This is a genomic window from Myroides sp., assembly GCF_032073645.1.
GTDB lineage: Bacteria > Bacteroidota > Bacteroidia > Flavobacteriales > Flavobacteriaceae > Flavobacterium > Flavobacterium odoratimimum.
This window is the reverse complement of the sequence record NZ_DAMANB010000019.1, coordinates 22,472-34,699: the sequence shown is the minus strand read 5'-3', so window position 1 is coordinate 34,699 and position 12,228 is coordinate 22,472. Positions and strand designations below refer to the sequence as shown.

At 35.2% G+C, this 12,228-nt stretch carries 12 protein-coding genes; 10 read left to right on the top strand and 2 right to left on the bottom strand.

The window, feature by feature from the left end; translation table 11 throughout:
• The 4 genes from RT228_RS13610 to RT228_RS13595 all read left to right on the top strand — a co-directional run bounded on the left by RT228_RS13610 (position 1) and on the right by RT228_RS13595 (position 3,375).
• Positions 1 to 354, top strand: coding sequence for a cysteine-rich CWC family protein (locus RT228_RS13610; protein ID WP_006262723.1), 354 nt, complete (start codon positions 1 to 3; stop codon positions 352 to 354).
• Between the two features lie 72 nt (positions 355 to 426).
• Positions 427 to 1,365: a mevalonate kinase gene (locus RT228_RS13605; protein ID WP_025125731.1), complete on the top strand. Its 939-nt coding sequence runs from the start codon at positions 427 to 429 to the stop codon at positions 1,363 to 1,365.
• A 66-nt stretch (positions 1,366 to 1,431) separates the two neighbouring features.
• The gene (locus RT228_RS13600; RefSeq protein WP_006262724.1) at positions 1,432 to 2,355 is read left to right on the top strand and encodes a geranylgeranylglycerol-phosphate geranylgeranyltransferase; all 924 of its coding nucleotides are present in this window, start codon (positions 1,432 to 1,434) and stop codon (positions 2,353 to 2,355) included.
• Between the two features lie 78 nt (positions 2,356 to 2,433).
• Positions 2,434 to 3,375, top strand: coding sequence for a pseudouridine synthase (locus RT228_RS13595; RefSeq protein WP_006257488.1), 942 nt, complete (start codon positions 2,434 to 2,436; stop codon positions 3,373 to 3,375).
• Positions 3,376 to 3,426: 51 nt separating this feature from the next.
• On the opposite strand, the gene RT228_RS13590 is transcribed toward RT228_RS13595, so the two are convergent.
• Together RT228_RS13590 and RT228_RS13585 are read right to left on the bottom strand one after the other, a co-directional pair.
• Entirely contained in the window at positions 3,427 to 4,158 is a 732-nt protein-coding gene (locus tag RT228_RS13590; protein WP_006262725.1) for a pirin family protein, read from the bottom strand.
• A gap of 92 nt (positions 4,159 to 4,250) precedes the next feature.
• The gene (locus RT228_RS13585; protein WP_006262726.1) at positions 4,251 to 5,522 is read right to left on the bottom strand and encodes an acetyl-CoA hydrolase/transferase family protein; all 1,272 of its coding nucleotides are present in this window, start codon (positions 5,520 to 5,522) and stop codon (positions 4,251 to 4,253) included.
• Between the two features lie 142 nt (positions 5,523 to 5,664).
• Between RT228_RS13585 and map the strand changes: the two genes are divergently transcribed.
• The 6 genes from map (at position 5,665) to pruA (ending at position 12,166) form a co-directional block, all read left to right on the top strand.
• The gene (gene map, locus RT228_RS13580) at positions 5,665 to 6,483 is read left to right on the top strand and encodes a type I methionyl aminopeptidase (protein ID WP_006257485.1); all 819 of its coding nucleotides are present in this window, start codon (positions 5,665 to 5,667) and stop codon (positions 6,481 to 6,483) included.
• Positions 6,484 to 6,499: 16 nt separating this feature from the next.
• Positions 6,500 to 7,264, top strand: a complete 765-nt coding sequence (locus tag RT228_RS13575; protein ID WP_006257484.1) for a class I SAM-dependent methyltransferase — start codon at positions 6,500 to 6,502, stop codon at positions 7,262 to 7,264.
• Positions 7,265 to 7,372: 108 nt separating this feature from the next.
• A complete protein-coding gene (gene hxpB, locus RT228_RS13570) occupies positions 7,373 to 8,053 on the top strand; it encodes a hexitol phosphatase HxpB (protein ID WP_016650118.1) in 681 nt (226 codons plus the stop codon).
• A 15-nt stretch (positions 8,054 to 8,068) separates the two neighbouring features.
• A complete protein-coding gene (locus RT228_RS13565; RefSeq protein WP_006266255.1) occupies positions 8,069 to 9,319 on the top strand; it encodes a DUF5103 domain-containing protein in 1,251 nt (416 codons plus the stop codon).
• Positions 9,320 to 9,371: 52 nt separating this feature from the next.
• Complete coding sequence (gene apaG / locus RT228_RS13560) at positions 9,372 to 9,767, top strand: Co2+/Mg2+ efflux protein ApaG (RefSeq protein WP_006262728.1); 396 nt, start codon at positions 9,372 to 9,374, stop codon at positions 9,765 to 9,767.
• 773 nt (positions 9,768 to 10,540) lie between these two features.
• The gene (gene pruA / locus RT228_RS13555; RefSeq protein ID WP_006266256.1) at positions 10,541 to 12,166 is read left to right on the top strand and encodes an L-glutamate gamma-semialdehyde dehydrogenase; all 1,626 of its coding nucleotides are present in this window, start codon (positions 10,541 to 10,543) and stop codon (positions 12,164 to 12,166) included.
• The last annotated feature ends 62 nt before the right edge of the window (positions 12,167 to 12,228 follow it).

Below are 12,228 nucleotides of genomic sequence, written 5' to 3'. Positions count from 1 at the left end.
ATGGGAAATAATAGAGTGTGTACGCATTGTAAGACAGAGATAATTTGTAATACAGATGATATCAAACAATGTGACTGTACTCAGGTGAATATATCTAATGATACACGTGTCTTTTTAGCAGGCTCTTTTCATAAATGTTTATGTAATAATTGCTTGTCTAAGTTTGATGAAATGGTTATTTCTTCAAAAGGGAAGCTTTTTCCTAAGCGCAGAAGTGAGATGGAAGAAGGAGTGCATTATTACATGGAAAATGAGTATTTTGTGTTCACAGAATTGTATCATTTAATGAAAGGACAGTGTTGCCAAAATGGGTGTAGACATTGTGTTTATGGCTTTAAAAACAGATATTTATAAAAATAAAGTAGTAAAAAAGACGGTGTGAGAATATTATGTGTATTTTTGCAACGTGAATTTACAATAACAGCTATGAAAGGACCATTATTTTATTCAAAAATTCTTCTTTTTGGGGAATATGGGATTATTAAAGACTCTAAAGGATTGTCTATTCCTTATAATTTCTATAAGGGAGCATTAAAGATGGAAGAGAATCTAGAAGGAGTATCTTTAAAGTCTAATCAGAGTTTAAAAAACTTTGCAGCATATCTACATGATTTGCAAGAGCAAGAACCTACTTTAGTACAGTTTGATCTAGAGCGTTTAAACGCTGAGATAGAACAAGGATTGTACTTTGATTCTAGTATTCCACAAGGATATGGTGTAGGAAGTAGTGGGGCATTAGTAGCTGCTATTTATGATCAGTATGCTTATGATAAAGTTACTGTTCTAGAGAACTTGACTAAAGATAAACTTTTAGTATTAAAAGGAATCTTCGGAAAAATGGAAGCATTCTTCCATGGAACGAGTTCAGGGTTAGATCCACTAAACAGTTATTTAAGCCTGCCTATCCTAATCAATTCTAAAGATAATATCGAGCCAGCAGGTATTCCTTCTCAAAGCGTAGATGGAAAAGGAGCTGTGTTCTTAATAGATTCGGGTATCGTAGGAGAGACTGCACCGATGATTACAATCTTTATGGAGAACCTAAAAGATCAAGGTTTCCGTCAGATGTTGAAAGATCAGTTCGTGAAATATACAGATGCTTGTGTAGAGAACTTCTTAAAAGGAGACGTGAAATCGTTATTTAGTAATACGAAGTTATTGTCTAATGTAGTGTTTAATCACTTTAAGCCAATGATTCCAGAGCAATTCCACAGTGTATGGCAAAAAGGAATCGAGACTAACGATTACTATTTAAAATTATGTGGCTCTGGTGGAGGTGGTTATATCTTAGGATTTACTGCTGATATCGAAAAGGCAAAAGAGTCTTTAAAAGATTATAAATTAGAAGTTGTATATCAATTCTAATTCAGATATGAAAAAATAGATGTTATAACCTTTCGCAGTAGCGATATAAAATTGAAACAAGAGATAATGTTATCTAGGAAAAATAAACTACTCTTAGCTAAAATATTCAGCTTGTTCTCTGTTGTGAGAGGTTATAATATTTTTATTATAGTACTAGCACAGTACTTAGCGTCTATCTTTATATTTGCACCTGAACTTAGGGCGTTAGACGTAATTTTAGATTGGAAACTCTTTCTAATTATCTTTGGATCTTCCTTAGCTATCGCAGGAGGGTATATCATTAATAATTTTTATGATGCAGAAAAAGATTTAATCAATAGGCCGATTAAGTCTATGTTAGATCGACTAGTGAGTCAAGCTACAAAATTACGTGTCTATTTTGCGCTGAATTTTTTGGCTGTGGGGATTGTATTTCCTGTGTCTTGGCATGTGTCAGCATTCTTTTCTGCTTATATATTTCTGTTGTGGTTTTATTCTCATAAGCTTAAGAAGTATCCTATTATAGGTAACCTTACTGCTTCTTTATTAGCGATATTACCTTTCTTTAGTATCTTGATGCATTTCAGGTTTTACTATCCTTCTATCTTCATACATGCAGCTTTTCTGTATTTAGTTATTCTGATCAGGGAGTTGATAAAAGATATGGAGAATATTAAAGGAGACTTCGCTAATGATTATCAGACTATTCCTGTTCGATTTGGAGATAGAGTAGCGAAAGAGGTAATCACAGTCGTGACAGTATTGACACTGATACCGATCTATTTTTTAGTCAATAAAGAGAATCTTGGGTACATGGTATATTACTTCTATCTAAGTATTATTGTATTAATCATGTTCTTATACAGATTATGGACATCAAAGGAAATAGAACAGTATCACAGTTTACATGTTAGTTTAAAACTGTTGATTTTATTAGGAGTATTCTCGATTATGCTAATAGACCCGGATGTGGTAATTAGTGGCAAAGTACTGCTAGAAGAAACTTTATAGTATTAAAAGTTGTGTAAACTTTTAGAGTTATATTAATAAATGCATAGAATAAAACTATCTTTGCAAAAATCTTTAGATATGAATAACGGTAGGTCGAATTCAGGAAATAATAAATCGAATCGCTCAGGAAATAGAAATGCAGCGGGAAAGAAGTCTTTTGGTTCTAAGGATGGAGCTAAAAAGACTTATGGGGGAAATGATAGCAAGAAAAGATCATTTGACAATAATAAAGAAGGAAATAAAACGTATGGTGCTAATACTACAAAGAAATTTGATAGTAAACCAAGAGTAAAAAACACACCTAAAGAAACAGACGAAGTACGTCTGAATAAATATATCGGTAACTCTGGAGTGTGTTCACGTCGTGAGGCAGATATCTATATCGTGTCTGGAAATGTGACTGTAAATGGAGTAGTAGTTACTGAGTTAGGTTATAAAGTAAAGAAAACGGATATCGTTAATTTTGATGGAACAGTATTGACTCCAGAAAAATTGACTTACGTATTATTAAATAAACCGAAAGGATTTGCTACTATTAATGAGCCAATCGTATCAGCTGAGAATGTATTAAGCTTATTAAAAGGAGCTTCTAAATATCCTTTAGCTCCTGTCGGTCGTATGGATAAGACTACTATTGGTCTAATGTTATTCACGAATGATACTAACTTATTACAGAAGTTAAACTCTACTGATTCTCGTTCTTCTAAATTATATCATGTATCATTAGATAAGAACCTTAAATATGAAGATCTAGAAAAGATTAAAAAAGGAGTTTATATCGATGAGCGTCGTGTATTCGTAGAAGAAGTATCTTATGTAGATGATCAGCCTAAGACAGAGATCGGTATTAAGCTAAAAGCATCTAATGTGAAGTTAGTACGTGCTATATTCGAATCTTTAGGATATAATGTTATTAAACTTGACCGTGTGATGTATGGTCAGTTGACAAAATGGAATCTACCAAGAGGTAAATGGAGACATTTAACGGATGAGGAAGTAAGAAACCTTAAAAACGGTTAATATAGATATTAAAAAAGCTCGCTAGATGATAGCGAGCTTTTTTGTTGATATTTATTGTAAATAACTAGGTAGTTCCATAGGTATTTCCATAACTAATATTTGGCTTTTCTCATTTGCTTTGATTGTGAAAGTATCTTCTCCATCAAAACCAATAGCATCTCTTCTATGTAGCGTATCTTCACCTAAAGTAATATCTCCTTCTAGAACAAATAAGAAGATACCATTAGACTTATCTTTTAATTCATAAGATAGTTCTTTACCTTGATCTAGATCAGCCATGTGGAACCAAGCATTCTGATGAATCCATACTCCTTTATCGTCAGGATTAGGAGAAAGGATTTGATCCCATTGATTCAGGCGATCTTCTTTGTTTAATTTTAGTTGATCATAACGTGGTTTTACATTTAGTTTATCAGGGAATACCCATATCTGTAAGAACTTACTCTCTTTATGCTCATCAGGGTTAAACTCACTGTGTTGAACTCCTGTCCCTGCACTCATGACTTGTATTTCACCTTCATTTATAATTGTACCATTACCCATACTATCTTTGTGTGAAAGACTTCCTGATAAAGGAATAGATATAATCTCCATATTATCATGAGGATGCGTACCGAATCCCATACCTGCAGCTACGTGATCATCGTTAAGTACACGTAACACACCGAAGTGTATTCTTTCGTTGTTTCGATAGTTAGCAAAGCTAAAGGTATGATGAGATTTTAGCCATCCGTGGTTAGCATATCCTCTACTATCTGCTGTGTATATAATTTTTGTGTTCATAGCTTTATGATTTTAATACTACAAAGATACGTTATAGGCTGATTTCCATTGCTTAATGTAGGTTAAGAATAGCGTACATCTATAAATGTCAGTTATTTGTTTCTAGTATTGTCAAAGTATTCTCTTAGAATATCTTCTCTAAAATCTGGATGAGCAATATTCGCTAGAGCGTGTACTCTATCTATAATAGACTTACCTCTTAGATCAGCTACTCCATATTCTGTAACGATGTATTGAGCATGTGCACGAGACGTTACCACTCCTGCTCCTTGCTTAAGGAATGGAACTATTTTGTTTCCTCCTTTTTTAGTAGTAGCAGAAAGTGCTATGATAGCTTTTCCTCCTTTACTTAGCGTAGCACCTCTCATAAAGTCAACTTGTCCGCCTACACCAGAGTAGATATTCGCTCCGATAGAATCTGCACATATTTGTCCTGTAACATCTATTTCTACAGCAGAGTTAATCGCTATCATCTTAGGATTCTGACGAATCACAAATGGATCGTTCGTATATGAACATTCTCTAAGTTCAAAGAATGGATTGTTGTCTACATAGTTATATAGCCTCTCCGTTCCGATAAAGAAAGTAGAGATAGCTTTGCCATTAGAAGTAGTTTGTTGAGAACAGTTTAAGGCTCCTGCTTCAATTAAATCAACAACACCATCTGCAAACATTTCTGTGTGTAATCCTAGGTTCTTATGCCCTTTCAGTTTTTGAAGAACGGCATCAGGTATAGAACCAATCCCCATCTGTAAGGTACTACCATCTTCTATCATAGAAGCAATGTATTGTCCTATTTTATCTTCTACCTCACTAAAGTCAGAACTGTATTCTGTCAGAAGTGGTGTATCATGCTGTACTAATGTATTAATCTTAGAGATGTGTACTAGCGCATCTCCAAAAGTGCGAGGCATGAATTTATTGACCTGTGCTATAACTATCTTGGCAGTGCGAATAGCCGCTTGTGCAGCAACTACAGAAGTTCCTAACGTACAAAAGCCGTTCTCATCAGGAGGAGAAACTTGTATTAATGCCACGTCTAAGGGAACAAGACCACTGTCAAACAGCATCGGTAGCTCACTTAGGAATACGGGAGTATAAGTACCATTACCTTCTCGTATAGTGTGTCTAACGTTACCACCAGTAAAGAAAGAATTCACAAAGAAACTTTCTCTATATTTTGGATCAGCATAAGGGGCTTTGCCTAAAGTATGTATGTGACAGAACTCTACATTTCTTAATTCGGACGATCTTTCTACAATAGCATCAATGATGTGATTAGGTGTACAAGCTACTGCGTGTACATAAACTCTGTCACCTGACTTGATCAGCTTAGCTGCTTCTTGTGCTGTTGTGTAATTCATTTTGTGTGTAATTTTGTGTATTTAGACAAATGTTTCCTTAAAAGTAAAGCATTAGTCTTTATAAGGCAAGTAAAAAGTGTGGCTAATCATTTTTTTCATTAACTGTAATAGTGTAATTTTGTAGGATATAAAATTTTAAGGTATGATAATTCCAAAAACTCTTGAAGAAATCGAGTTGATGAGACAAAGCGCATTGCTTGTTTCTAAAACATTAGGTATGATAGCTACAGAGCTAAAACCAGGAGTAACGACTTTAGAGCTTGATGCAAAAGCTGAAGAATTTATTAGAGATCACGGAGCAGTACCAGGATTTAAAGGCCTTTATGGTTGTCCTTCTACCTTGTTGACAAGTGTGAATGATCAGATTGTACACGGATTACCTACAGATCGTCCTTTAGAAGAAGGAGATATTGTATCTGTGGACTGTGGAACAGTGATGAATGGATTTTATGGAGATCACGCTTATACATTCGAGATAGGTGATGTAGATCCAGCTACTAAAAAGTTATTACAGATTACAAAAGAATCTCTTTACGTAGGTATTAGAGAATTCAAATTAGGAAATAGAGTAGAAGATGTAGGTAGTGCTATCCAACGCTACTGTGAGAAAGAAGGGTATACGGTAGTACGTGAGCTAGTAGGTCATGGACTAGGACGTAAGATGCACGAATCTCCAGAAATGCCTAACTACGGTAAGCCTGGTAAAGGTAAGAAGTTCGTAGAAGGTATGGTGGTAGCTATCGAGCCTATGATTAACTTAGGTACTCGTAATATCAAACAACTGAATGACGGATGGACTATCGTGACTCGTGACGGAAAACCTTCTGCTCACTTCGAACACGATGTAGCATTAGTAAATGGTAAACCAGAATTGTTATCTACTTACCAATATATCTATCAAGCATTAGGTATCACTAGCAATGAAGAAGATGAGTTTAGAGCTAAACCATTAGTTCTGTAATTACTCATTTCTATTAATGAAGAAGTTATTCAAAACAATATTGAACATTGTGCCTCGACCGATATTAATTCGGTTGAGTTACGTTGTTCGACCTATGATGGCATGGTACCTAAAAGGGGATGTGTATACAGATCCTATTGATGGTAAAAGTTTCAAGACTTTCTTGCCTTATGGATATGCGAAGCAACGCAATAATGTCCTTTCTCCTAGTACACTTTCACTAGAGAGACACCGCCTATTATGGCTTTATCTTCAGCGCGAGACCGACTTCTTTAGTACTCCTAAAAAAGTATTGCACTTCGCACCTGAGCAGGCGTTTTATAAACGCTTTAAAAAACAACCTAATTTAGATTATATAACTACCGATCTAGAATCTCCTTTGGCAGATGTGAAGGCGGATATTTGTAACTTACCTTTTGAGGATAATAGTTTTGATATGATTTTGTGTAATCATGTCTTAGAACATATTCCAGATGATACGAAAGCCATGCAGGAACTGTATCGCATTCTTAAGCCTGGAGGTATGGGAATCTTCCAAATCCCACAAGATATGTCTAGAGAAACTACTTTTCAGGATGATACTATAACAGATCCTAAAGAGCGCACACTTATCTTTGGTCAATACGATCATGTACGTGTATACGGACGTGATTATTTTGATAAGTTAAGAGCTATCGGCTTCACTGTAGTAGAAGAAGACTTTATTCATAAACTTACTTCAGAGGAAGTAACTAAATACTGTCTAGCAGAGGGTGAGATTATCCCAGTTTGTTTTAAGTAGAGTAATCATAATATTTAATTGCTCGATTAGAGAATTAGTTAAAGTATCCTTATAAGGGCTACCCTATCTATATCCTATTGTGTATCTTCGTATTTATTTAGAAAGATTATGAAGAATACATTGATTACTACTGTACTTTTTGATATGGATGGAGTTTTAATAGACTCAGAGGGCTTTTGGCAACAAGCAGAACAAGAGGTGTTTACTTCTATGGGGGCTACTTGGGATGAAGAGATTGCGATCCAAACACAAGGCAAAACGACTAGAGCAGTGACCGAGCTGTGGTATAGCCTGTTTCCATGGGAAGGAAAGAGTATTGAGGAGGTGGAGCAAATGGTGATTGATAGAGTCGATGAATTAATTAGTACAGAAGGAGAAATAAAAGAAGGGGTAATTCAGACATTGAATTTTCTAAAAGAGAGAAAAGTGAAGATAGGTCTTGCTACTAATTCTCCAGAATCTTTGATTAATACTGTTTTAAAGAGATTAGGTATTCGTGATTACTTCCAAACCATAGTTTCTGTAGATCATGTAGAACACGGTAAGCCTGCACCAGATGTGTATTTAAGAGCAGCTCATAACCTAGGGAGTGAGCCTAGAGAGTGTCTAGTAGTAGAGGACTCGTTCACAGGAGCTACAGCTGGTAAAAATGCAGGGATGACTGTGGTAGCCATACCTGATCATTTACAGTATGAACAAGAAAGATTTGATATTGCTGACTTTAAATTGAAAAGTATGATATTTTTAAACGAAAATATTGTATCTTTTTTGCACGAAGTAACGGTTTAGTTTAAAATGGTCATTATGCGAAATAAGGTTTGGTCTATTATTCTTTTTTTTCTTTGGGTAGGGTGCGTATTGGCACAATCTCCACAGAACTATACTGCTGATTATATTAAGTCAGTAGGGTTTATGAGTAATAATAGAGCTGTAACGCCGTTCTTTCAAATAGGGGATCAGTTTACGCTTGCTTTTGATGACTTATATGGAGATGATAGTAATTATTTCTATCGAGTTAAGGCTTATAACTATGACTGGACTCCATCGAAATTAAAACAGATCGAGTATATAGATGGATTAGATAGACAGCGTATTATGACGTATGAAAACTCGTTTAATACTTTGCAGAATTATACGAACTATCGATTGACGCTTCCTGCTCAACGTTATAGAATATTGAAGAGTGGTAATTATGTATTGGAAATTTATAATGAAGACGACGAAGTAGTAATTAGAAGGAAGTTCGTCTTATATGAGAGCTTGGTCAATGTACCGATTCAGATTAAGCGTACTAGAAACCTGGATGTCATAGAGACGAAACAGAATGTAGAGTTTAGTGTGTTATTAGGAGATGCGTTATACCAGAATCCAGTTCAGAATATAAAGATAGCGATCTTTCAGAATGGGAGATGGGACTCTTATCTGACGAATATTAAGCCTCAGTACACGATGGGTAATGACCTTATCTATAAGTACGAGAATGAGACTCAATTCTGGGCAGGGAATCAGTTCTTAAACTTTGACAATAGTGATATTAAGCAAGTGAATAATATGATCGGTTCTGTAACTACGGATAATGGTATTTATAACACGTATCTGTATACAAACGAGAGCCGAAAAAGTAAAGGATATACCTATTTTCCTGATATTAATGGAAGTTTCTATCCTAGAAATATCAATGGGAGAAACCCGAATATAGAAGCGGAGTATAGTTGGGTATATTTCAGTTATCGTCCAGAGGAGGATGTACAGAAAGGAATAGATTATTATGTGACAGGATTATTTAATGATTATGCCTTAGTACCTGCTAACAAAATGACGTATAACGAAGAGAAGGGATATTATGAACAAATCATTTTAGTGAAACAAGGTTTTACTAATTTTAGTTATACAGCAGTTCGAAATGGTGTTGTTGATCCAAGCATTGCACCAGATGGGAACTATGCAATGACAACGAATCGCTACCAAGTTTTAGTTTATTATCGTGGTAATAATGATTTACACGATAGAGTAATTGGTATAGGTGAGGCAAGTGCAGAGAACATAGTGTATTAGACACTGTGATAAAACGAAGAATTCAATGTGTTTTTTATAGTAAATTATTAAGATGGAAAAGATGATTTCACAAACGACGAAGGGAATAAAAATATCTGTAAATACTGAATATGAAGGCAATTTTTTTAAATCAAAAAAGATATGCTATGCTTTTTCATATAAAATAACAATTGAAAATAACTCTACTGATTATATCCAGGTGAAAGGACGACTATGGGAGATATATGATGCGCTGAATAGTGTACAGATAGTAAAAGGAGAGGGTGTAGTAGGTGAGCAACCTATCATAGAGCCTGGTACCAAATATACATATAGTAGTGGATGTGTCTTAAATTCATCTATGGGAGCTATGCAGGGATTCTATGAGGTACTTAATCTAGCGAACCAAACTTATTTTAATGTAGAAATCCCAAACTTTAAGCTAGTAGCCCCTTTCGTATTGAATTAGAAATAATAAAGAACACACTCTTATAGAGTGCTAGTGTACTAAAAATAAAATGCTTAGACCACCTTTATGCAACTGCATAAAGGTGGTTTTTTTATAAGTTAAAGGAGGTAAGGTAACAGTAAAAAGTAGTGAATAGGATATGGAAGTGATTTAGTTGTTTTAATATCTTATTCTATAAGAGTCTTATGGTATTGTTTTAACGCGATATCAATATGCATATATGGGCTAAAGCATAAGTAGCTGTTGAAATTTTTAAACTAATGTAGGAGTGTTGATCTCGATTGCTATTTATGAATGAGATAATAACTCTTTCCTTGCACTTCTTAGGGGGTTCCTAGGAGTTTTCTTGGGCTTTCCTTGCCCAGAAGGCGTTTTTCTCGAAGAAAGGTGCAAGAAACCTGCAAGCAATCCCCTAGCAAATCAGTACAAAATTATCTGTGGTGGATCAATACATGCTGAATTGAAATAGATTTGGTACTTGCTTTTTATTTTTTCTAAAGAATATTAATGGGTTGTGATTCATTTATATTAAAATATTTTGATTTACTTCTGATGTGATTGTAAAAACTAATTATTAATCGCACATAGGTTTGTATTCAGAGTTAAGTATAACAGGTAGTTAGAAGAATGTAGTGAGGCAAAAATACTATTGATAGTCAATGTTTTGAAATCGTTAAGGAGATGTTTTTAGGGCTTTAGAGAAAAGTGGTTTCATTTTTTTTCGTTATATTTGTGCTTATTCATTTAGAAATTATATAAATAATACGCGTAATATGTCAAAAGGATTCTATCAAGTTCCAACTGCGTTCAATGAGCCAGTTAAGTCTTATGCACCAGGAACAAAAGAAAGAGAATTGACTTTGAACTCGTTCAAAGAGCAATACAACACAACTGTTGATATTCCATTATACATTGGTGGAGAAGAAATCAGAACAGGAAATACAAAAGATTTGTTCCCTCCATTTGATCACAAACATAAATTAGGTGTTTACCACGAAGCTGATAAAGCGTTAGTAGAGAAAGCTATTGCTACAGCTTTAGAGGCTAGAAAAAAATGGGCTGCAATGCCATGGGAACACAGAGCATCTATCTTCTTAAAAGCTGCTGAATTATTAGCTGGTCCTTACCGTGCTAAAATCAATGCTGCTACGATGATCGCTCAAGCAAAAACATTGCACCAAGCTGAGATCGACTCTGCATGTGAGTTTATCGACTTCTTACGTTTCAACGTAGAGTATATGACTCAAATCTATTCTGAGCAACCAGCTTCTGTAGATGGAGTATGGAACAGATTAGAGCACCGTCCATTAGAAGGATTTATCTATGCGATCACTCCTTTTAACTTTACAGCTATCTCTGGTAACTTACCTTCTGCTCCTGCTATGATGGGGAATGTAGTGGTATGGAAACCAGCTGCAACTCAAATCTACTCTGCTAGAGTAATCGTAGAGGTGTTTAAAGCTGCAGGTTTACCTGATGGTGTTATCAACGTAGTATATGGTAACTCTGGAATGATCACTGATACGTTATTAGCAAGTCCTGACTTCGCTGGTATCCACTTCACAGGATCTACAGGAGTATTTAACAGTATGTGGGCTCAAATCGGTCAAAACATCGATAAATACAAAACTTACCCACGTATCGTAGGAGAGACAGGTGGTAAGGATTTCGTTGTAGCTCATCCATCAGCTTGTCCTAAAGAGGTAGCAGTAGCTCTTACAAGAGGTGCTTTTGAATACCAAGGACAAAAATGTTCTGCAGCATCTAGAGCTTATATTCCAGCTTCATTATGGAATCAAGTGAAAGAGTATATGACTGCTGATCTAGCTACTATCAAAATGGGTTCTCCAGAAGATCCAAGTAACTATGTGTCATCTGTGATTACAGAAGCTTCATTTGACAAATTAGCGAAAGCTATCGATCAAGCAAAAGCTGATGCTGACGCAGAAGTTATCTTAGGAGGTAAATATGATAAATCTATTGGTTACTTTATCGAACCAACAGTTATCTTAACTACTAATCCTAAGTATGCAACGATGGAAACAGAACTATTCGGTCCTGTATTAACTATCTATGTATACGAAGATGCTAAATGGTCTGAAACATTAAAATTAGTGGATGAGACTTCTATCTATGCATTAACAGGAGCTATCTTCTCTGGATGTCGTTATGCTATCGTAGAGGCTACAGAAGCATTAGTAAACTGTGCTGGTAACTTCTATATCAATGATAAACCAACAGGTGCTGTAGTAGGACAACAACCATTCGGTGGGGCTAGAGCTTCTGGTACTAATGATAAAGCGGGTTCTATCCTTAACCTACTTCGTTGGGTATCACCAAGAACGATTAAAGAAACTTTCGTTCCTGCAACTGATTATAAATATCCTTTCTTAGGATAATTAAAATTATAATAAAAGGCGGTTGCAAAAGAGTTGACCGCCTTTTTTAATCAACACTAGAA